Raw genomic sequence first — 20,844 nt, forward strand, 5'->3', positions numbered from 1 at the left:
CGATCCTCCCGGTGTACGAGGTCGAAGCGCCCTTCAGCTGACCGGCGGCGCCGTCGGCTGTGCCGGCGTCGTCGGCGGGGCAGGCTCGGCCGCCTCGTCGGTGCCTCGGAGGCGCGCGATGCCGCTCATCACGTGATAGATGACGATCGCGGCGATCGTGCCGAGGGCGATGCCGTTGAACGACACCGTGCCCGCCGCGAACGTGAAGTCGGCGATGCCGATGATGAGCGCGGTCGCGGCGGTGAACTGGTTGACGGGCCGGGTGAAGTCGACCCGGTTGTCGAGCCAGATCTTCACGCCGATGATGCCGATGAGGCCGTAGAGCGCGGTCGTCACCCCGCCGAGCACGCCCGCCGGGATCGTGTTGATGACGGCGCCGATCTTCGGCGACAGGCCGAGCAGCACGGCGAAGCCGCCCGCCACCCAGTACGCGGCGGTCGAGTAGACGCGGGTGGCCGCCATCACGCCGATGTTCTCGCCGTAGGTGGTCGTGCCCGAGCCGCCGAAGAAGCCCGCGACGGTCGTCGCGAGCCCGTCGGAGAACAGGGCCCGGCCCGTGGACGCGTTGATCGAGGCATCCGTCATCTGGGCGACGCCCTTGATGTGGCCGACGTTCTCGGCGATGAGCACGAGCACCACGGGCAGGAACGCCGGCAGCACGCCCCAGATCGCGGCGTCGGCGAACGGGTTGGCGGGGAGGTGGAACTGCGGCAGGCCGATCCACGCGGCATCCGCGACACCGCTGAAGTCGACCTCGCCCTGGATCACGGCGGCGACGTAGCCGATGACCACGCCGACGAGGATCGACATGCGTCCGAGGATGCCGCGGAAGGCGACGCTCGCGATGATGACCGCCGCGAGCGTGATGAGTGCGGTGAGGGGCGCGATGGTGACGTTGGCCTTCGCGACGGGCGCCAGGTTGAAGCCGATGAGGGCCACGATGGCACCCGAGACGACGGGAGGCATGAGCACGTCGATCCAGCGGGTGCCGGCCCATTGCACGACGAGGCCGACGAGCGCGAGCAGCACGCCGACGACCACGATGCCGAACAGCGCCGCCCCCATGGGGTCGTCGATGCCGGCGGCGCCGGTCGCCGCGACGATCGGGGCGATGAACGCGAACGACGAGCCGAGGTAGCTTGGTACGCGGTTGCGGGTGACGAGGAGGAACAGGATCGTGCCGATGCCCGAGAAGAAGAGCGTCGTCGCGGGAGGGAAGCCCGTGAGGATCGGCACGAGGAACGTGGCGCCGAACATCGCGACGACGTGCTGCATGCCGAGGCCGATGGTGCGCGGCCAGCTGAGCCGCTCGCCGGGGGCGACGACCTCGCCGGGGTTCACGTGCGCGCCGTCGCCGTGGACGGTCCAGGGCAGGGACATGCTGCTCCGATCGGGAGGGGGTGGGGGATCCCTGCGATCGTAGCGGGATGCGCGCCCACCGCTCGACTCGGGGGATAGCCCCATACCGGGCGACCACGTGGCATCCGTACCGTGGAATCACATCCGCGAACAAGGAGAGAAACCCCATGACCACCGCAACCCCCACCCAGCCGCAGGCGCCGTTCGGCGAGCCGAACCCCTACGCGGCACCCGCCGCGCCCGCGGAGGAGTCGCGCGGGTTCAGCATCTCGAGCCTCGTGCTCGGGCTCGTGTCGATCATCGCGAGCTACACCTTCTTCGTCCCGGCCGCGGGCCTCGTGCTCGGCATCATGGCGCTGAAGCGGGAGCCCGCGTCGCGCACCATGGCGATCTGGGGCATCGTGCTCAACGCCGTCATGCTCGGCGGCGCCGTGCTCGTGACGCTCGGCGCGCTCGTCTTCGGGCTCGCGATGCTGCCGTTCCTGCCGTTCGCGTTCATCTGATCGCGGGGCGCCACCGCGTTCAGGCGTAGAAGCCGCGCAGCAGCGCCTCCGTGCCCTCGACGTGCTCGGCCATCGCGGCCGCGGCGTCGTCGGGATTGCCGCGCAGGATCGCACCGACGATCGACCGGTGCTGCTCGTCGGAGTGGGCGATGTTCGGGGCGAGCAGCGGGATGCCGTCGAGCAGCTCGTTCACGCGCATGCGGACGTCGGCGACGAGCGGGATGAGGCTCGGAGCGCCGATGACCTCGGCGATCAGCAGGTGCAGCCGCGAATCCGCCATGCGGTACTGCGCGCCCGGCGCGGAACGGCACTCCTCGTACGCCTGCCAGAGGCGCTCGCGGTCGGCCGCGCTGAGTTCGCGCTCCGCGGCCCGGCGTGCGGTGCCGACCTCGAGCACGGCTCGCAGTGCGAGCGTGTCCTCGAGGTCGGCCACGGCCGTCGGCCGGCCGCTCTCGGCGCGTGCCGAGTGGGGCGACGGCGACGGCAGCTCATCGCAGACGAAGGTGCCGCCGTTGCGTCCGCGCCGGGACACCACCCAGCCGGCGTCCGCGAGCGAGGCCAGCGCCTCGCGGAGCGTGTCCCGGCTCACCTGCAGCATCCCCGCGAGCTCGCGTTCGGGCGGGAGCCGCTCGCCCGGGCCGATGAGCCCGAGGCGGATCGACTGCAGCAGGCGCTGCACGGTCTCCTCGAACGCGTTCGCCGGACGTGCGGGCGTCAGCAGGAGGCCGGCGCTCAGCACCTCGCCCGCGACATCCGCCGGCCCGTCGTCCCCCTGTCGCGCCATGGTTCGAGCCTAGAGCGGCGTGACGTAGGCCGAGCTGATCCCGCCGTCGACGAGGAACGTCGAACCCGTGATGAACGACGCGTCGTCGCTCGCCAGGAAGGCGACGGCGGCGGCGAGCTCCTCGGGTTCGGCGAAGCGGCCGACGGGGATGTGCACGAGCCGTCGCTGGGCTCGCTCGGGGTCCTTCGCGAAGAGCTCCTGCAGGAGCGGCGTGTTGACCGGACCCGGGCAGAGCGCGTTCACGCGGATGCCCTGGCGGGCGAACTGCACGCCGAGCTCGCGGCTCATGGCGAGCACGCCGCCCTTCGACGCCGTGTACGAGATCTGCGACGTGGCCGACCCGAGCACCGCGACGAACGACGCGGTGTTGATGATCGAGCCGCGGCCCTGGGCGACCATGTGCCGGAGCGCCGCGCGCGAGCAGAGGTAGACCGACTTCAGGTTCACGTCCTGCACCTTCTGCCAGGCCGGCAGCTCGGTGGTCTCGATCGAGTCGTCGTCGGGCGGCGAGATGCCGGCATTGTTGAACGCGATGTCGACCGACCCGTAGACGCGGGCGGCCTCGTCGAACAGGTGGTCCACCTGCTCCTCGTCGGTCACGTTCACCTGCACGAACAGGCCGCCGACGAGGTCGGCGGCGGCGGGGCCCGCCGTGGCATCCATGTCGCCGATGACGACGCGCGCGCCCTCGGCTGCGAGGCGCTTCGCGGTAGCGAGCCCGATGCCGGACGCGCCGCCCGTGATGACGGCGACGCGGCCCGCGAGCCGCTGGGTGAGGTCGATGCGGGGGAGGTCTGCCATGGTGCTCCAGTCTGTGCGTTTCGTGTCGGTCATTCGACGGCGATGAAGACGTTCTTCGTCTCCGTGAAGGCGAGGGGGGCGTCGGGCCCGAGCTCCCGGCCGAGGCCGGACTGCTTGAACCCGCCGAACGGCGTGGCGTAGCGCACCGAGGAGTGCGAGTTGACACTGAGGTTGCCGGACTCCACGGCACGGGCCACGCGGATGCCGCGGCTGAGGTCGCGGGTCCAGATCGAGCCCGACAGGCCGTACTCGCTCGCGTTCGCGAACCGGATCGCGTCGGCCTCGTCGTCGAACGGGAACACCGAGACGACCGGGCCGAAGATCTCCTCTCGCGCCGCGCGCGAGTCGCGCGACGGGGTCAGCACGGTCGGCGCGAACCAGAACCCGGGCCCGTCGGGCGCCGCGCCGCGGAAGGCCACGTCGGTGTCGTCGGGCACGAACGATCGCACCCGCTCCAGGTGCTGCCGTGCGACGAGCGGGCCCATCTCGGTGGTCTCGTCGGCGGGGTCGCCGACCTTCACGCCCTGCACGGCGGGCTCGAGGAGCTCCATGAACCGTTCGTAGGCGCTGCGCTCAACGAGGATGCGGCTCCGCGCGCAGCAGTCCTGCCCGGCGTTCTCGAAGACGCCGTAGGGTGCCGTGGCGGCGGCCTGCTCGAGGTCGGAATCCGCGAACACGATGTTCGCGCTCTTGCCGCCGAGCTCGAGCGTCACGCGCTTCACCTGCGCGGCGCAGCCGGCCATGATGTGCTTGCCGACCTCGGTCGAGCCGGTGAAGACGACCTTTCGCACGGTCTCGTTCGTCACGAAGCGCTCGCCGACGACGGAGCCCTTGCCGGCGATCACCTTGAACAGCCCCTCGGGAAGCCCGGCCTCGAGGGCGAGCTCGGCGAGCCGCAGGCTCGTGAGCGGGGTCCACTCCGCGGGCTTCAGCACCACGGCGTTGCCGGCCGCGAGCGCCGGGGCGAAGCCCCACGACGCGATCGTCATCGGGAAGTTCCACGGCGTGATGACGCCCACGACGCCGAGCGGCTCCTGGAACGTGACGTCGAGGCCGCCCGCGACGGGGATCTGGCGGCCGAAGAGACGCTCTGGGGCGGCAGAGTAGTACTCGAGCACGTCGCGCACGTGGCCGGCCTCCCACCTGGCCTGCCCGATCGGATGTCCCGAGTTGCGCACCTCGATCGTCGCGAGCTCCTCGACCGCCCCGTCGACGGCCGCGGCGAACCGGCGGAGCATCCGGGCGCGGTCGACGGGTGCGACGGCCGCCCAGGTGCGTTGCGCGACGGCGGCACGCGCGATCGCGGCATCCGTCTCCTCGATCGACGCGGCGGTGACGGTCGCGACGACCTCCCCGTCGGCGGGGTTCACGATCGTGTGGCTCACGAACGGCTCCTTCCCATGCGGTGCGTGCGGGCGGCGTCGACGAGGCCGGCGAACAGCCGGCGGTCGGCGGCGTTCTCCTCGGGGTGCCACTGCACGGCGAGGCCGAACGGCACCGAGTCGAGCTCGACGGCCTCGATGACGCCGTCCTCGCTGCGGGCGGTGACGGTGAGCCCATCGGCGACCTCGTCGAGCGCCTGGTGGTGGTAGTAGTGCACGGGCAGCGTGCGCTCGCCTGCGCCGAGCACCGATTCCAGGCGGGAGCCGGGCTCGACGGAGACCTCGCCCTCGCCGAAGACGGCGGGGGCCGGCTGGTACTTCTCGCTGCCGACGAGGTCGGGGAGGTGCTGGGTGAGCGTGCCGCCGAGCGCCACGTTGAGCACCTGCGCACCGCGGCAGATGCCGAGGAACGGCAGTTCCACGGCGATCGCCTCGGCGAGGAGGGCGTCCTCCCACGCGTCGCGGTCGGTGCGCGGGCGGCCGGTGCGCGGATGCGCCTCCTGGCCGTAGCGGGCGGGGTCGACGTCGGCTCCGCCCGACACGATCAGTCCGTCGAGCGTCGCGATGACCGAGCGCGCGATCTCTCGGGTGACGGGCTGCGGCGGCAGCAGCACGGCGATGCCGCCGGCGTCGGTCACCGCGTCGAGGTACACCTTCGGCAGGAACGACGCGGGCACGTCCCACACGCCCGTCTGCGCCTGCTCGAGGTAGGTGGTGACGCCGATGACGGGTCCCACCTCGTGGTGCGGTGCCCGCCCCTCGCGTCCATGCGGCTCAGAGTCGTTCGAAACCACGCACCCGCTCCCAGTCCGTGATGGCCGCGTCGTACGCGGCGAGCTCCACCTTCGCGTTGTTCAGGTAGTGGTCGACGACCTCGTCGCCGAAGGCCTCGCGCGCGAGCGTCGACCCCGCGAACAGGTCGGCCGACTCCCGCAGCGTGGCCGGCACGCGTGCGACGTCGCTCTCGTACGCGTTGCCCATGAAGACGTCGCCGGGCTCGAGCTCGTTGTCGATGCCGTGCAGGCCCGCCGCGATGAGCGCGGCGACCGCGAGGTACTGGTTCACGTCGCCGCCCGGCACCCGGTTCTCGACCCGCATGCCGAGACCGTGCCCCACCACGCGTAGGGCGCAGGTGCGGTTGTCGAGCCCCCAGGCGATCGCGGTCGGCGCGAAGCTGCCCGGAACGTACCGCTTGTACGAGTTGATGTTGGGCGCCGAGAACAGCGTGAGCTCGCGCATCGCGGCGACCTGGCCGCCCAGGAAGTGCCGGAACATCGTCGACATGCCGTGCGGCTGGGACTCGTCGCTGAAGACCGCGCTGCCGTCCTCCCCGCGCAGCGAGATGTGGATGTGGCAGCTGTTGCCCTCGCGTTCGTTGAACTTCGCCATGAACGTGAGCGACTTGCCGTGCCGGTCGGCGATCTCCTTCGCCCCGTTCTTGTAGATCGAGTGGTTGTCGCACGTGCCGAGGGCGTCGGTGTAGCGGAACGCGATCTCCTGCTGGCCGAAGTTGCACTCGCCCTTCACGCCCTCGCAGTACATGCCGGCACCGTCCATGGCGTTCCGGATGTCGCGGAGCATCGGCTCCATGCGCGTCGAGGCGAGCAGCGCGTAGTCGATGTTGTAGTCGCTCGCCGGCGTGAGGTCGCGGTAGCCCTTGCGCCAGGCGTCGCGGTAGGAGTCGTCGAAGACGATGAACTCGAGCTCGGTGCCGACGTAGGCCGTCAGGCCGCGCTCGGCGAGCCGTTCGAGCTGTCGCTGCAGGATGCGTCGAGGGGATGCCTCGACCGGGCGTCCGTCGAGCCACTGCAGGTCGGCGGTGACGAGTGCCGTGGCCTCGAGCCAGGGCGCCATGCGCAGCGTCGAGAGGTCGGGCACGAGGGCCATGTCGCCGTAGCCGCGCTCCCAGCTCGACATCTCGTAGCCGTCGACGGTGTTCATCTCGACGTCGACCGCCAGCAGGTAGTTGCACGCCTCGGCGCCGTGGTGCGAGATCTCCTCGATGAAGAGCCTGGCCGATGACCGCTTGCCGACGAGCCGGCCCTGCATGTCGGTGAACGCCACCACCACGGTGTCGACGTGGCCGTCGGCCACGGCGCTGCGGAGCTGGTCGAGCGAGAGGTATCCGGTCGGTGCCGACATCCGTGAGCTCCTCCTCGAGCGGGTGAAAAGGTCTGCAATGGCGACCATTACATCACAGGCGCCAATGGCCGCGACAGCATGAATTCGCCGAGGCGCGCTTCTTCGTCGCGGCGGCCCCCGAAAAAAGGTCTGTACGGGCGACCATTCCGCGTCCTATAGTCAGGGCCACACGCATCGCACCCCGCGCCCGCCCCCAAGGGCTTCGCGCGATGAGAGCAAGGGAGCCGTCATGGCGAAAGACACCCTCAGAGTCTCGGGAGTGAAGTACACGACCGCCGACTCCGGATACTTCGAGAAACGCAAGCTCACCCGCGCCGCCGGCGTCTGGGGCCTCTGGGGCCTCGCGGTCGCGGCGGTCATCTCTGGCGACTTCTCCGGCTGGAACTTCGGCATCGACTTCGCCGGGTTCGGCGGCATGCTGATCGCCTTCGCGATCCTCGTCGCCATGTACTACGGCCTGATCTTCTCGATCGGGGAGATGGCCTCGGCGATGCCGCACACGGGCGGCGCGTACTCGTTCTCGCGAGCGGCGATGGGGCCGTGGGGCGGGTTCATCACGGGCCTCGCCGAGACGATCGAGTACGTCGCGACGACCGCGGTGATCGTCTTCTTCTCGGCGTCCTACGCCGACGCGATCACGAGCGAGCTGCTGGGCTTCTCGATGCCCGGCTGGCTGTGGTGGGTCATCCTCTACGCCGTCTTCATCGGCATCAACGCCGCCGGCGCGAACATCTCGTTCAAGTTCGCCATCGTCGTGTCGATCATCTCGATCGCGATCCTGCTCGTGTTCAGTGCGATGGCGATCTTCTCCGGCCAGTTCTCGTGGGACGCACTCTGGAACATCGCGCCCGACGAGGGCCAGAGCGCATTCCTTCCGCACGGCGTGCTGCCCATCCTGTTCGCGCTGCCGTTCGCGATGTGGTTCTTCCTCGGCATCGAGGAGTTGCCGCTCGCCGCCGAGGAGTCGCACGACCCGGTGCACGACATCCCGCGGGCCGGACTCATCGCGCGGGCGACGCTCATCGTCACCGGGCTGCTCGTGCTCTTCCTCAACACTGGCGTCGTCGGCGCCGAGGAGACCGCGACCGCCGGCGAGCCACTGCTCGACGGGTTCCGGGCGATCGTCGGCGACGGGCTCGCGGCCGTGCTCGCGCTGTTCGCGCTCATCGGCCTGCTCGCGTCGCTGCAGGGCATCATGTTCGCCTACGGACGCAACATGTACTCGCTCTCCCGCGCGGGGTACTACCCGAAGTTCCTCTCGCTCACCGGCAAGCGGCAGACGCCGTGGGTGGCGCTCGTCGCGGGCGCGGTCATCGGCTTCGTGGCACTGGTCGTGCTCGACGTGCTCGCGCAGGTCGACGCCGAGGGGGCCGGAGCGGTCGCCGGTGCGATCGTGCTGAACATCGCGGTCTGGGGCGCGGTGCTGGCCTACCTCCTGCAGATGGTCGCCTTCGTGATCCTGCGACGCAAGTACCCGAACGCCAAGCGGCCGTACCGCAGCCCATGGGGCGTCCCCGGCGCGGTCGTGGCTGCCGTGATCGCCGCGCTCATCTTCCTCGGATTCCTCCTCAACCCGACGTTCGTGCCGGCGATCATCGCGATCGCGGTCGTGTACGCGGTCATGCTCATCGGGTTCGCGATCTACGGCAGGCACCACCTCGTGCTCTCGCCCGAGGAGGAGTACGCGGTGTCGGGCGGCCTGCACGGCGACCCGCAGAAGGAGGGCTACGGCGGCGCGGTCGAGGAGGAGCTCCTCGCGGCCGACGGCGTCGACACCCCGAGTCCCGAGCCCGACAAGGTCTGACCGGAGCGGCGGGCGGCGAGGCGGGGGGCCTCGCCGCCCGTTTCCGTGCTCACGCGGCGGTAGGCTCGAGACGAGTACGAGGCGCGGCGATCCCGCGCGAACCAGAGGCAATGGAGCCAAGACAGTGTCGATGACCCGACCCGACCACCTGCCCGAGCACACCTTCGCGGAGGAGCACGTGACGAACCCAGGCGATGTCCACCCGGCCACCCGAACGGAGACCGATTCGCTCGGCACCGTCGAGGTCCCGGCCGACGCGTACTGGGGCGTGCACACCATGCGCGCGCTCGAGAACTTCCCGATCTCGAAGCGCCCGATCTCGGTCTATCCCGAGCTCATCGTGGCCCTCGCCTCGGTGAAGCAGGCCGCCGCCCGCGCGAATCGCGAGGTCGGGGTGCTGGGCGCCGAGAAGGCCGCCTGGATCGACGAGGCCTGCCAGCGCATCATCGACGGTGAACATCACGACCAGTTCGTCGTCGGCGTGATCCAGGGCGGCGCGGGCACGTCGACCAACATGAACGCCAACGAGGTCATCACGAACCTCGCGCTCGAGGTCGCCGGCTACCCCAAGGGTCGCTACGACGTCCTGCACCCCATCGACGACGTCAACCGCAGCCAGTCGACGAACGACACCTACCCGACCGCGCTCAAGATCTCGCTGGCGTTCTCGCTGAAGACGCTGCTCGCCGAGCTCGAGCTGCTGCGGCAGTCGTTCGGGCGGAAGGCCGACGAGTTCCACGGCATCCTCAAGGTCGGCCGCACGCAGATGCAGGATGCCGTGCCGATGACGCTCGGCCAGGAATTCCACGGCTACGCCACGACCCTCGGCGAGGATCACGCGCGGCTCACCGAGACCATCTGGCTGCTGTCCGAGATCAACCTCGGCGCGACCGCGATCGGCACGGGCATCACCGCCGACCCAGGGTACGCGGCCGCGGCCGTGCGGCACCTCCGCGAGATCACGGGGCTGAACCTCGAGACGGCGCCCGACCTGATCGAGTCGACGAGCGACGCGGGCGCGTTCATGTCCTTCTCGGGGTCGCTGAAGCGCAGTGCGATCAAGCTCTCGAAGATCTGCAACGACCTGCGACTGCTCTCCTCGGGGCCGCAGGCGGGCCTCGGCGAGATCAACCTCCCGCCGCGGCAGGCCGGCTCGAGCATCATGCCCGGGAAGGTGAATCCGGTCATCCCCGAGGCGGTCAGCCAGGTCGCCTACGCCATTGCGGGCACGGATGTCACGGTCACCATGGCGGCCGAGGCGGGCCAGTTGCAGCTCAACGCGTTCGAACCCGTCATCGCCCATTCGCTGTTGCAGTCGATCACGTGGATGCGCCAGGCGTGCTGGACGCTGCGCGTGAACTGCGTCGACGGAATCACCGCGAACGTCGATCGCCTGAACAGCATGGTCGCATCGAGCGTCGGCGTCATCACGGCCCTCATCCCGTTCATCGGCTACACCGCGGCCGCGTCGCTGGCGAAGCAGGCACTCGCGACGGGTCGTCCCGTGGCCGACCTCGTCGTCGAGGCGGGCCTGATGACGCGGCACGACGTCGAGCGGCAGCTGGCTCCGTCGCGCCTGTCGGGCATCCACCCCGTGACCCAGGCCATTCCCGTCATCGACCTGCACGGCGAGCCCTCGGAGTAGCGCCGCCGGGCCCGACCCGCTCACCCGATGTTCCCGTTCCCGCGCCACGTCGCCGGCCCAGAGGGAACGTCGCGTAGGAACGGAAACACGGCCACCGAGTCGCGCCGCCCGTCCGAATCGGGAGCGGCGCGACCGGCGGCCGGCGTCGGCGGGGGACTCAGCTGCTCGTGTCGGTGCCGGCATCCGCGTCGGCGTCGGCGTCCGACTCGGCGTGGTCGCCGTGGTCGCCGTGGTCGCAGTCGCCCTCGCCACCGGCGCCCTCGCCAGCGGCGCCTCGTTCGCCGGCGTGCCCACCCGCGCTGCCCGCGCCCATGCGTCCGTTGCCGGTGCTGCCGCCCGTCTCATCCGCCGTCTCTGCGGACGTCGCGCCGTGGCGGTGCTGGGCCTGGTGCTGCGACAGGCTCGTCGTCGACTCGGTCGCGGCGTCAGCCGGATTCGTCTCGGCGGCCGATGCGGCACCCATGGTGAGGGTGCCGACGACCGCGGCGCCCGCGAGGCCGGCCATGATCATCCCTGCGCGCCGCGCGCGGCGGCCCGTCCGTGCGCTCTCCGGCGAGCGGGTGGGGGAGGTGCTCTGATCGTTCACTGGGGGATCCTTTCGTCGACGGCACCGGGGGAGATGCCGTACGACCACCGTCGCGAGCCGGGCTATGCGACCCCTCTGGCGACGCGGCGGAAACGCTGGACGTCGCGTGGCAAAGCCCTGAGCGGCGGACGCGCGGGTCAGATCACGCGGCAGTGCGTGGTGAGGGAGCCGATGCCCTCGATGCTGACCGTGACGGTCGAGCCGTCGCGCAGGAACACCTGCGGGTTGCGGGAGTAGCCGGCACCGCCGGGGCTCCCCGTGGAGATGAGCGTGCCGGGCGGGATCGTCGCCGACCGCGAAAGGTAGGAGATGATCTCGGCGACCGTGCGCACCATCTCGTTCGTGGAGGCGTCCTGCAGGATGCGGCCGTCGAGGTTCGTCGTGAGCCAGAGATCCTGCGGGTCGGGGATCTCGTCGGCGGTGACCACGACCGGTCCGGTGGGGGTGAAGCCGTCGAAGGACTTGCAGCGCGACCACTGCGCCTCGCTGAACTGCAGGTCGCGTGCGGTGATGTCGTTGACGACCGTGTAGCCCCAGACGTAGTCGAGGGCGTCGCGCACGTGCACGCCGCGGGCCGGGCGGCCGATGATCACGCCGAGCTCGGCCTCGTAGTCGACCTGCTTGGTGAGGTCCTCGGGCCACGCGGTGGTGGCGCCGTGCCCGGCGAGCGAGTTGGGCCAGAGCGAGAAGATCGTCATCGCCGTCTCGGAGCGGAGCTTCAGCTCGGATGCGTGCGCGGCGTAGTTGGCGCCGATCGCGATGATCTGCGCCGGCCTGAGCACCGCCGACGAGTGCCGCAGTTCGTGCACGGGCGAGAGCACGGCACCGGCCGCGAGCGCCGTGTCGACCGCCTCGCGCACCTCGGCCAGGCCGCCGGGGCCGCGCTCGATGAGGTCCTGCAGGTCGCGTGGCGGATTCGGCATGACCTCGTCGAGGAAGAGCGCCGCTTCGGCCACCACCGCCGAGAGTCGAGGGGTGGTCTGGCCTTCGACTCTCAGGTGCGCGAACTTCACCCGTTCAGGCTATCGGGCGGCGATCGGGCGAAGCTGTGCGCGATCCACAATGAAGCCGGGCGGCTGTGCACGGTGGTCGACAAGCTGCGTCATGCGTCGACGGATGCCGCGGCCGCCCGCCACAGGTGCATGGACGCGTAGCTGCGCCACGGCGCCCATCGGGCGCCCGCGGCGTCGAGCTCCCTGGCCGCGGCCGGAAGCCCGAGCCGCACGGCGCCGTTGCGAAGGGCGAGGTCGCTCGTGAGCAGGATGTCGGGCGCCCGCGTGACCCGCATGGCGAGGTACCCGGCCGTCCACGGGCCGACGCCGGGCACCGCGAGCAGGTCGGCGACGAGCTCCTCGCGGTCGCGCTCGGGCGCGACCACGAGTTCGCCCGAGTCGAGTCGCCTGGCGACGTCGACGATCGTGCGGATGCGCGCGCGGGGGCCGCGAAGCACGGATTCGCCGTCGGCGGCGATGGCGCCCGCCGTGGGGAAGAGCAGGCCGTGTTCGTCGTCGGAGGCATCGGCCACCCGCTCACCCAGTGCGACTGCGAGCCGGCCGAGCGCGGTGCGAGCGGACGCGACCGACACCTGCTGCCCGACGAGCGCGCGGAACACCAGCTCGTGCGCGTCGAGGCATCCGGGCACCCGCATGCCGGGCACCGCCGCGACGGATGCCGCGAGCGCCGGGTCGGCGGCGAGGGCCGCGTCGATCGCCACGGCGTCGGCGTCGAGGTCGAAGAGGCGCCGAACCCGAGCCACGAGCGGCGCGAGGTCGGCGAGGGTCGCGAGCCGAGCCTCGACCTCGATGGCCGGCGCGCCGCTGGCGTCGTCGGCGGCCGCGAAGCCGACGAGGGCCGGGCCGCCCGGCAGCAGCAGGGCGCGCCGGTACCGCAGGGCTTCGGCCGACTCGATGCCGGGCAGGGCTCGTGCCCGCAGCCACGCGAAGACCCCCGCCGCATCGAACGGCGCGCGGGCGGGAAGCCGCAGTCGCACGATGCCGGCGGCATCCGTCGTGGCATCCGCGCCCGAAGGCCGAGCCGGCGCAGACGCCGCAGACGCCGATGGGCGCCCCCGCCGGCGCAGTCGCGCCGCCGCCCGGAGCTCGAGCGGGCTGCGCTCGTAGACCTCGCGGATGGTGTCGTTGAACTGCCGAACGCTGCCGAACCCCGACGCGAACGCGACGTCGGCGACGGGCAGGCTCGTGGCCGTGAGCAGTGACCGTGCCGTCTGTGCACGGTGCGCCCGCGAGAGCGCGAGCGGCCCGGCGCCGAGCTCGGCGGTGAGCACGCGGGTGAGGTGTCGGGGGGTGTAGCCGAGCCGCGACGCGAGCCCCGGCACGCCCTCGCGCTCGACGACGCCGTCGGCGATGAGCCGCATGGCGCGTGCGGCGAGGTCGTCGCGCAGGTCCCACTGGGGGGAGCCGGGCACGGCGTCGGGCAGGCACCGCTTGCATGCGCGCAGGCCCGCCTCGTGGGCCGCCGCGGCGGTGAGGTAGAAGCTCACGTTGGTGGGCTTGGGCGAGACCGCGGGGCAGCTCGGCCGGCAGTAGATGCCCGTGGAGTGCACGCCCGTGATGAACTGGCCGTCGAAGCGGGCGTCGCGCGACTGCATGGCGCGGTAGCGCTCGGCGAAGACCGGGTCGTCGAGGGGATCGGCGGTCGATCGGAGGCTGCGGGCCGGGGTGGTCATGCCTCAAGCGTCGCATGCGCCGCCGACATCGACTGGCGGGAATCGGACATGGCCCATCTGGCTAGGGTGGAGGGATGCCGCTCGCCACGCTCGCCCGCCTGCAGGACGCACTCGGGGCATCCGTCTCCCTCGATCCCGACGTGCTCGACGCCAGCCGTGAAGACCGCTCGGGCTGGCGCGGCGCGACGCCGCCGCTCGCGGTCGTGCACGCGGCATCCGTCGCCGAGGTGCAGCAGGTCATGCGCATCGCCCACGAGACCGGCACCCCCGTCGTGCCGCGTGGCGCGGGCACCGGGCTCGCGGGCGGCGCCATCGCGAGTCCGGGCGCGATCGTGATCGACCTGTCGCGCCTGAACCGGATCCTCGAGATCTCCGAGGCCGACGAGCTCGCCGTCGTCGAGGCCGGGGTGCTCAACGGCGACCTCAACGACGCGCTGGCCCCGCTCGGGCTCTGGTTCGCTCCCGACCCGGCGAGCCGCGCCATCTCCTCGATCGGCGGCAACATCGCCACCAACGCGGGGGGCCTGCTCTGCGCGAAGTACGGCGTGACGCGCGAGGCCGTGCTGGGCCTTGCGGTCGTGCTCGCCGACGGACGGCTCCTGCGCACCGGTCACCGCACCGTGAAGGGCGTCACGGGCTACGACCTCACCGCGCTCATGACGGGCTCCGAGGGCACGCTCGGCGTCATCGTCGAGGCGACCGTGCGCCTGCGCCCGATCGCCCGGGGCGAGGTCGTCACGGTCGCCGCCGCGTTCCCCGACGTCGAGGCCGCCGCCGCGGCATCCGCCGCCGTCACCGCCGCGCGCATCCGGCCCGCCGTGCTCGAGCTCATCGACGCGGCCGGGCTCGCCCGCGTCGTCGCCCACCTCGGGCCCGACGGCATCGCGGGCACCCCCATCGAGCACATCACCCCGGGCGAGACGTTCCTGCTCGCGCAGAGCGACGCCGACGGCGCCGGCGTCGAAGCCGACCGCATCGCCGAGGTCTTCGCCGCGGCAGGGGGCCGGGTCTCGCGATCGGCGGATGCCGCGGACGGCGAGCGCCTCCTCGACATCCGCCGGGCCATGCACCCGGCGCTCGCCGCCTCGGGCCAGGTGCTCATTGAAGATGTCGCCGTGCCGCGCTCGCGGCTGCCCGAGATGTTCCGCGCGATCGACGAGATCGGCCGCCGGTACGGCATCGAGATCCCCACGATCGCCCACGCGGGCGACGGCAACCTGCACCCGAACTTCGTGTTCACGGGCGACGAGGTGCCGGCGGAGGTCTGGGCCGCGGCCGATGACATGTTCCGCACCGCGGTCGCGCTGGGCGGCACGCTCACGGGCGAGCACGGCGTCGGCGTCCTCAAGCGCCGCTGGCTCGCCGATGAGCTCGGCGACGACTCGTTCGAGCTGCAGCGCGGCATCAAGGCGCTCTTCGACCCGACGGGCATCCTGAATCCGGGCGTGATGTTCGAGGCATCCGACCGCTGACGCGGTCCGCCGGACGCCCGCTGACGGCCGGGATCGATATGCTGCGCGAGTGAGCACTCCGCAGTCGTCGCCGGCACCCAACCCGTCGCCGGCCCCGCCGATCTGGTCGGCGCCACCGCCGCGTTCCCGAGTCGGTGGAGGCGCGTTCGCCGCGGTCGGCATCGTGCTCGCCGGCGTCGTCGGCCTGCTCGTGATCGGCTACCTCGCCCTCGGCCTCGGGGTGTCGGCCCTCGTCATCGGCTCGCTGCTCGCGCTCGTGCCGCTCATGATCGTGCTGCTCGCCGTGCGCTGGGTCGACCGCTGGGAGCCCGAGCCGAGGTGGGCCCTCTGGTTCGCGTTCCTCTGGGGCGCGGCGGTGTCGGTCGCGGTCGCCCTCGTCGTCGACCTCGGCGTGCAGCTCGCGCTCGCCTTCGCGGCATCCGGCGGGCCCGACGACGCCATGCAGGCGGTCGTCCAGGCGCCGATCGTCGAGGAGCTGGCCAAGGGCATCGGGGTGCTCCTGATCTTCGCCTTCCGGCGCTCCCACTTCGACGGCCCGGTCGACGGGCTCGTATACGGGGCCACGGTCGCGGCCGGGTTCGCCTTCACCGAGAACATCCTCTACTTCGGGGCCTCGCTCGCCGAGGGCGGTGCCGCCGGACTCGGCGCGACGTTCGTCGTGCGCGGCCTGTTCTCGCCGTTCGCGCACGTGCTGTTCACGGCTTGCACGGGGCTCGCCCTCGGCATCGGCGCGCGTCGCGGCGGCCGCGTCGGCGTGCTCGGATGGTTCCTCCTCGGCCTCATCGCGGCCGTGCTGCTGCACGGCTTCTGGAACGGCTCGCTCGCGTTCGCGAGCGACGCCATCGGCCTCTACTTCACGGTGCAGGTGCCGATCTTCATCGGCTTCATCCTGATCACCTGGTTCCTGCGACGTGAGGAGATGCGGGTCACGCGTGCGCGCCTCGCGGAGTACGGCGCGGCCGGCTGGTTCAGCCCCGCCGAGGTCGAGATGCTCGCGACGCCCGCCGGGCGCCGTCAGGCCGTGGCGTGGGCACGCGCGCAGACGCCGTCGCGCACCGCCGCGATGCGCAAGCTGATCGCGGATGCCACGCACCTGGCCTTCACACGTCACCGGCTCGTCACCGGCCGTGGCGGCAGCCGGGCCGCGGCCGACGAACACGCACTGCTCACCGCCGTGACGGCCGACCGGGCCGCGTTGCTGCGCTGAACATGGGGCATCGGGATGCCACGGCTATGATGTCCGCATCCTGAATCGACGGCGATCGGAGACGGCATGTCCGTGCCGGGGCGGCATCCGCAGTGGGGCGACGCGAGCACGCTGCGCGAGCGCCTGCTGCGCGCCCAGCAGGACGCCATCGAGACGGGCGAGGTGCCGTTGAGCCTGCGTCCCGTCGTCCGCGACTCATGGGAGCGCGCGATCCGCGGCGCCATCGACCCCGACCGTGCGCTGCCGCGCATCGAGCTCGACGAGGACGCGTTCCACCGCTACCGCGCCTCGCACGCCCTGGCCCCGGTCATGCCGGTCATCCGCCGGCTCCTCGTCGACGGGGCGGATGACGCGGGCCTCGTCGTCGCGGTCGGCGACGCGCACGGGCGACTGCTGTGGGTGGAGGGCGACCCGGCGCTGCGCCGTCGTGCCGAGGACATGCTCTTCGTCGCGGGCGCCGACTGGTCGGAGGCGAGCATCGGCACGAGCGCACCGGGCACCGCGCTCGAGCTCGACCGCGCCGTGCAGATCCGGGGCGCCGAGCACTACAACCGCATCGTGCACCCGTGGAGCTGCACGGCGGCGCCCGTGCACGACCCCGCGACCGGTGCGCTCATCGGCGTGATCGACATCACGGGCACGGACCTCGCCGTCGCGCCGCACACCCTGTCGCTCGTGTCGGCGACCGTCGCCGCCGTGGAGGCCGAGCTGCGGATCGCGAGCCTCGAGTCGGCCGTTCGCACCACCATCCGTCGTTCCCGCATGCGCGCCGTCGTTCCCGCCCGCACGGCCCTCACCGTGCTCGGCGAGGGCCGGCCCCGGCTGGCCGGGCAGGAGCTCAGCCCACGGCACGCCGAGATCCTCACCCTCCTCGCCTGGCATCCGCGCGGCCTCGGGGCCGAACGCCTCACCGCGCTCCTCTACGAGGGCGAGGCGTCGCCGGTGACGCTCCGCGCGGAGCTCGTGCGACTCCGCCGCGTGCTCGAGGCGGCGGGGGAGCCGCCGCTCGAGTCCCGCCCGTACCGGCTCGGCCGCGACGTCGAGCTCGACGCGGCATCCGTCGCCAGCCTCCTCGGCCGGGGATCGCTGCGCCGGGCCGCGGAGCGCTACCCCGGACCGGTGCTGCCGTCGTCGAGTTCCCCCGGCATCGTGGAGATCCGGGAGGAGCTCGCCGGCCGGATGCGGGAGTCCATGTTGGCGGACGCCCCACCCGAGCTGCTGCTCGAGTTCGCCGAGCGCGACGAGCACCGCTACGACCTGGAGCTCTGGCGGGCGGCGCTCGAGCTGCTGCCGGCTCGGTCGCCGCGCCGGGCCTCGGTCGTCGCGCACCTCGAGCGCATCGACGCCGCCATGCGCTGACGGCACTGCAACCGGGTTGCAACGTTCGGGCAACGCGACCGCAACGGTGCGGCGCCTACCGTGACGAGCACCCCCGCACCGCGCCTGCGGTGCGGGGCACCAGACAACGACGTCACGAGGAGACACGATGACCGTGTACGCAGCGCCCGGCACGCCCGGGGCACTGATCGACTTCAAGCCGCGCTATGAGCACTTCATCGGCGGCGAGTGGGTGAAGCCCGCGAGCGGCGCCTACTTCGAGAACATCTCGCCCGTGAACGGGAAGCCGTTCACCGAGGTCGCCAGGGGCACCGCCGCCGACATCGACGCGGCCCTCGACGCCGCGCACCGGGCCGCGCCCGCGTGGGGCCGCACGAGCGCCGCGCACCGGGCCGCCGTCCTGAATGCCATCGCCGACCGCATCGACGAGAATCGGGAGCTCCTCGCCGTCGCCGAGACGTGGGACAACGGCAAGTCGATCCGCGAGCCGCTGAACGCCGACCTGCCGCTCGCGAGCGACCACTTCCGGTACTTCGCGAGCCTCATCCGCGCACAGGAGGGCAGCTTCACGCAGCTCGACGAGGACACCGTGGCGTACCACTTCGACGAGCCCCTCGGCGTCGTCGGCCAGATCATCCCGTGGAACTTCCCGCTGCTCATGGCCACCTGGAAGCTGGCTCCCGCGCTCGCCGCGGGCAATGCGGTCGTGCTGAAGCCGGCCGAGCAGACGCCCACGTCGATCCTCGTGCTCGTCGAGCTCATCGCCGACCTGCTGCCCGCCGGGGTGCTCAACGTCGTCAACGGCTTCGGCGTCGAGGCGGGCAAGCCGCTCGCGTCGTCGAACCGCATCCGCAAGATCGCGTTCACCGGCGAGACCTCGACGGGCCGGCTCATCCTGCAGTACGCGTCGGCCAACATCATCCCGTCGACCGTGGAGCTCGGCGGCAAGAGCCCGAACATCGTGTTCGAGTCGGTCGCCGACCGACGCGACTCGTTCTACGACAAGGCGCTCGAGGGTTTCAGCCTGTTCGCGTTCAATCAGGGCGAGGTCTGCACGTGCCCGAGCCGCTCGCTCATCCAGCAGTCGATCTACGACACGTTCCTCGACGACGCGATCGAGCGCACGAAGCAGGCGAAGCAGGGCAACCCGCTCGACACCGAGACGCAGGTCGGCGCGCAGGCCTCGAACGACCAGCTCGAGAAGATCCTCAGCTACATCGACATCGGCAAGCAGGAGGGCGCGAAGCTGCTGCTCGGCGGCGAGCGCGTCGACCTCGGCGGCGACCTCAGCGAGGGGTACTACGTGGCGCCGACGATCTTCGAGGGGCAGAACCGCATGCGGCTGTTCCAGGAGGAGATCTTCGGCCCGGTCGTCGCCGTCACGAGCTTCCGCGACTACGACGACGCCATCCACATCGCCAACGACACGCTCTACGGGCTCGGCGCGGGCGTCTGGAGCCGCAACGGCAACGAGGCCTATCGAGCCGGCCGCGACATCCAGGCCGGCCGCGTGTGGGTGAACAACTACCACGCGTACCCGGCGGGCGCGGCGTTCGGCGGCTACAAGTCCTCGGGCATCGGCCGTGAGAACAACAAGCAGGCGCTCGACCACTACCAGCAGACGAAGAATCTCCTCGTCAGCTACGGCGAGAATCCGCTCGGGTTCTTCTGATCGGGGCGGACGGATGTCCCCGGATCGCCCGGCTCGCAGGGTCATCGCGTCCGTGACGATCGGCGGCGGGTCGTCGTCGCGGGTGGAACTCGCACCCGCGGCGGTGGCCGCTCCGCACACAAAGAGACTCGCCGCCCTGTGGTGTGGCACTGCCGACATCTCTACCAGGCGACGAGTTCTCGGATTCCAGCGTGCAGGCTGTTCGCAGTCAGCGCAAGAGCGTGGTGGACGGTTGTCCCTGCGGCCCGCGTCGGTTTGGATGGAACGCATGACTGACACCAACAGCAAGCCCGAGGTCGACGCTCCCGAGGGTCCCGCCCCGGCAGATCTCGTCATCGAGGACGTCGTCGAGGGCACCGGCGCCGAGGCGAAGCCCGGCTCGACCGTCGACGTGCACTACCTCGGCGTCGAGTACGAGACGGGCGAGGAGTTCGACTCGTCGTGGAGCCGCGGGCAGTCGATCAACTTCCCGCTGCAGGCGCTCATCGCCGGCTGGCAGGAGGGCATCCCCGGCATGAAGGTCGGCGGCCGCCGCAAGCTCACCGTCCCGCCCCAGAAGGCCTACGGCCCCGCCGGCGGCGGACACCAGCTCTCGGGCAAGACGCTCATCTTCGTGATCGACCTGCTCGGCGTGAGCTGAGTTCCGCCATTCGCCCACGAGGAGGCCGCCGGGATTCCGGCGGCCTTCGGCGTTTCCACGCAGTGGATGACGGCGGCGTCGAGGGCCCTCGCAGGGGTTAGCATCGGAATACCTATCCCGAGAGGCACGACGACGTGACCCAGACCAGTGCGCCCACGCGCAGCAGCTCCACTCGACCGGTGTTCGCGGCGTTCGCGCCGTACGTCGTCGTCGGAGTGGTGCATCTCGTGATCCTGGCGACGGGGCCCGGCTGGGCGGTCACGGCCACGAAGGCGCTGCTCATGCCCCTGCTCGTGCTGGCCGTCGTGATCGTGGCACGTCCGCTGGCGGATGCCACGCTCCGATACCTCGTGCTCGCGATCGCGTTCTCCTGGGCGGGCGACATCGCCCTCTCCTTCCCGGGTCCGATCGCCTTCGTGGTGGGGCTCGGCTGCTTCCTCGGCGCGCACGTCGTCTACATCGGGGTCTTCCTCCGGATGCCCCGGGCCGCGCGTCGACCGCCCGCGTGGACGCTCGTCTACCTCGCCTGGTACGTGGTGTTCCTCGCGCTCCTCGGCCCTCACACGGGCGCGCTCCTCGTGCCCGTCGCCCTGTACGGCCTCGTGCTCGGCGGCATGGCGGCGGCCTCGGCGTGGCACGGCCCGCTCGTCGCCGCCGGCGGCGCGCTGTTCGTGCTCTCCGACTCGGTGCTGGGTCTCGGACGCTTCCTGCCGGGCTACGACTTCGCCCTGCACGACCTCGTCGTGATGTCGAGCTACGTCGCGGCGCAGGGCCTCATCGCGGCCGGAGTGCTGCGCACGCTTCGCACGGAACGGTGGTGATC

At 71.5% G+C, this 20,844-nt stretch carries 18 protein-coding genes; 9 read left to right on the plus strand and 9 right to left on the minus strand.

Annotated elements, in window-relative coordinates; genetic code table 11:
• Positions 1–33: 33 nt before the first annotated feature.
• The gene (locus ACVFI9_RS07605; RefSeq protein WP_474765512.1) at positions 34–1,380 is read right to left on the minus strand and encodes a uracil-xanthine permease family protein; all 1,347 of its coding nucleotides are present in this window, start codon (positions 1,378–1,380) and stop codon (positions 34–36) included.
• Between the two features lie 146 nt (positions 1,381–1,526).
• On the opposite strand from ACVFI9_RS07605, the gene ACVFI9_RS07610 reads away from it, so the two are divergent.
• Positions 1,527–1,862, plus strand: a complete 336-nt coding sequence (locus ACVFI9_RS07610) for a hypothetical protein (RefSeq protein WP_474765514.1) — start codon at positions 1,527–1,529, stop codon at positions 1,860–1,862.
• Between the two features lie 19 nt (positions 1,863–1,881).
• Here ACVFI9_RS07610 and ACVFI9_RS07615 read toward each other — a convergent pair whose 3' ends face one another.
• From ACVFI9_RS07615 to ACVFI9_RS07635, 5 genes are read right to left on the minus strand one after another with little or no spacing between them, the layout of a single operon-like run.
• Positions 1,882–2,646, minus strand: coding sequence for a FadR/GntR family transcriptional regulator (locus ACVFI9_RS07615; RefSeq protein ID WP_474765515.1), 765 nt, complete (start codon positions 2,644–2,646; stop codon positions 1,882–1,884).
• Positions 2,647–2,655: 9 nt separating this feature from the next.
• On the minus strand, positions 2,656–3,447 hold the full coding sequence (locus tag ACVFI9_RS07620) for a 3-oxoacyl-ACP reductase (protein WP_474765517.1): 792 nt from the start codon (positions 3,445–3,447) through the stop codon (positions 2,656–2,658).
• 29 nt (positions 3,448–3,476) lie between these two features.
• Positions 3,477–4,832, minus strand: coding sequence for an aldehyde dehydrogenase family protein (locus ACVFI9_RS07625; protein ID WP_474765518.1), 1,356 nt, complete (start codon positions 4,830–4,832; stop codon positions 3,477–3,479).
• Positions 4,829–5,623, minus strand: coding sequence for a gamma-glutamyl-gamma-aminobutyrate hydrolase family protein (locus tag ACVFI9_RS07630; RefSeq protein ID WP_474765519.1), 795 nt, complete (start codon positions 5,621–5,623; stop codon positions 4,829–4,831). The genes ACVFI9_RS07625 and ACVFI9_RS07630 overlap by 4 nt, the downstream gene beginning before the upstream one ends.
• Positions 5,604–6,971: a glutamine synthetase family protein gene (locus ACVFI9_RS07635; RefSeq protein WP_474765520.1), complete on the minus strand. Its 1,368-nt coding sequence runs from the start codon at positions 6,969–6,971 to the stop codon at positions 5,604–5,606. Before ACVFI9_RS07635 ends, ACVFI9_RS07630 begins: the two co-directional genes overlap by 20 nt.
• A gap of 229 nt (positions 6,972–7,200) precedes the next feature.
• On the opposite strand from ACVFI9_RS07635, the gene ACVFI9_RS07640 reads away from it, so the two are divergent.
• Positions 7,201–8,775, plus strand: a complete 1,575-nt coding sequence (locus tag ACVFI9_RS07640) for an amino acid permease (protein WP_474765521.1) — start codon at positions 7,201–7,203, stop codon at positions 8,773–8,775.
• Positions 8,776–8,905: 130 nt separating this feature from the next.
• Positions 8,906–10,420: an aspartate ammonia-lyase gene (locus tag ACVFI9_RS07645; protein WP_474765522.1), complete on the plus strand. Its 1,515-nt coding sequence runs from the start codon at positions 8,906–8,908 to the stop codon at positions 10,418–10,420.
• Positions 10,421–10,577: 157 nt separating this feature from the next.
• Here ACVFI9_RS07645 and ACVFI9_RS07650 read toward each other — a convergent pair whose 3' ends face one another.
• The 3 genes from ACVFI9_RS07650 to ACVFI9_RS07660 form a co-directional block, all read right to left on the minus strand.
• Positions 10,578–11,006, minus strand: a complete 429-nt coding sequence (locus ACVFI9_RS07650; RefSeq protein ID WP_474765523.1) for a hypothetical protein — start codon at positions 11,004–11,006, stop codon at positions 10,578–10,580.
• Positions 11,007–11,143: 137 nt separating this feature from the next.
• Positions 11,144–12,019: a fumarylacetoacetate hydrolase family protein gene (locus ACVFI9_RS07655; protein ID WP_474765524.1), complete on the minus strand. Its 876-nt coding sequence runs from the start codon at positions 12,017–12,019 to the stop codon at positions 11,144–11,146.
• Positions 12,020–12,108: 89 nt separating this feature from the next.
• Positions 12,109–13,692: an AlkA N-terminal domain-containing protein gene (locus ACVFI9_RS07660; protein WP_474765526.1), complete on the minus strand. Its 1,584-nt coding sequence runs from the start codon at positions 13,690–13,692 to the stop codon at positions 12,109–12,111.
• 74 nt (positions 13,693–13,766) lie between these two features.
• Here ACVFI9_RS07660 and ACVFI9_RS07665 point away from each other — a divergent pair, with 74 nt between their 5' ends.
• The 6 genes from ACVFI9_RS07665 to ACVFI9_RS07690 all read left to right on the plus strand — a co-directional run bounded on the left by ACVFI9_RS07665 (position 13,767) and on the right by ACVFI9_RS07690 (position 20,842).
• A complete protein-coding gene (locus ACVFI9_RS07665; protein WP_474765527.1) occupies positions 13,767–15,164 on the plus strand; it encodes an FAD-binding oxidoreductase in 1,398 nt (465 codons plus the stop codon).
• A 49-nt stretch (positions 15,165–15,213) separates the two neighbouring features.
• The gene (locus ACVFI9_RS07670; protein ID WP_474765528.1) at positions 15,214–16,371 is read left to right on the plus strand and encodes a PrsW family intramembrane metalloprotease; all 1,158 of its coding nucleotides are present in this window, start codon (positions 15,214–15,216) and stop codon (positions 16,369–16,371) included.
• A gap of 66 nt (positions 16,372–16,437) precedes the next feature.
• Entirely contained in the window at positions 16,438–17,730 is a 1,293-nt protein-coding gene (locus ACVFI9_RS07675) for a GAF domain-containing protein (protein ID WP_474765529.1), read from the plus strand.
• 127 nt (positions 17,731–17,857) lie between these two features.
• Entirely contained in the window at positions 17,858–19,381 is a 1,524-nt protein-coding gene (exaC, locus tag ACVFI9_RS07680) for an acetaldehyde dehydrogenase ExaC (RefSeq protein WP_474765530.1), read from the plus strand.
• Positions 19,382–19,649: 268 nt separating this feature from the next.
• Positions 19,650–20,021 (plus strand): FKBP-type peptidyl-prolyl cis-trans isomerase, encoded by a 372-nt coding sequence (locus ACVFI9_RS07685; RefSeq protein WP_474765531.1) that lies wholly within the window; start codon positions 19,650–19,652, stop codon positions 20,019–20,021.
• Positions 20,022–20,155: 134 nt separating this feature from the next.
• Positions 20,156–20,842 (plus strand): lysoplasmalogenase, encoded by a 687-nt coding sequence (locus ACVFI9_RS07690; protein WP_474765532.1) that lies wholly within the window; start codon positions 20,156–20,158, stop codon positions 20,840–20,842.
• Positions 20,843–20,844: the final 2 nt, after the last annotated feature.

The organism is Agromyces sp. NSFZ, assembly GCF_056156205.1.

Bases quoted from the DNA above. Each gene is read 5' to 3' on its own strand.
- ACVFI9_RS07615 (WP_474765515.1), bottom strand. From the start codon at position 2,646: ATGGCGCGACAGGGGGACGACGGGCCGGCGGATGTCGCGGGCGAGGTG.
- exaC (WP_474765530.1), top strand. From the start codon at position 17,858: ATGACCGTGTACGCAGCGCCCGGCACGCCCGGGGCACTGATCGACTTC.
- ACVFI9_RS07645 (WP_474765522.1), top strand. From the start codon at position 8,906: ATGACCCGACCCGACCACCTGCCCGAGCACACCTTCGCGGAGGAGCAC.
- ACVFI9_RS07635 (WP_474765520.1), bottom strand. From the start codon at position 6,971: ATGTCGGCACCGACCGGATACCTCTCGCTCGACCAGCTCCGCAGCGCC.
- ACVFI9_RS07610 (WP_474765514.1), top strand. From the start codon at position 1,527: ATGACCACCGCAACCCCCACCCAGCCGCAGGCGCCGTTCGGCGAGCCG.
- ACVFI9_RS07685 (WP_474765531.1), top strand. From the start codon at position 19,650: ATGACTGACACCAACAGCAAGCCCGAGGTCGACGCTCCCGAGGGTCCC.
- ACVFI9_RS07620 (WP_474765517.1), bottom strand. From the start codon at position 3,447: ATGGCAGACCTCCCCCGCATCGACCTCACCCAGCGGCTCGCGGGCCGC.
- ACVFI9_RS07675 (WP_474765529.1), top strand. From the start codon at position 16,438: ATGTCCGTGCCGGGGCGGCATCCGCAGTGGGGCGACGCGAGCACGCTG.
- ACVFI9_RS07665 (WP_474765527.1), top strand. From the start codon at position 13,767: ATGCCGCTCGCCACGCTCGCCCGCCTGCAGGACGCACTCGGGGCATCC.
- ACVFI9_RS07640 (WP_474765521.1), top strand. From the start codon at position 7,201: ATGGCGAAAGACACCCTCAGAGTCTCGGGAGTGAAGTACACGACCGCC.
- ACVFI9_RS07660 (WP_474765526.1), bottom strand. From the start codon at position 13,692: ATGACCACCCCGGCCCGCAGCCTCCGATCGACCGCCGATCCCCTCGAC.
- ACVFI9_RS07605 (WP_474765512.1), bottom strand. From the start codon at position 1,380: ATGTCCCTGCCCTGGACCGTCCACGGCGACGGCGCGCACGTGAACCCC.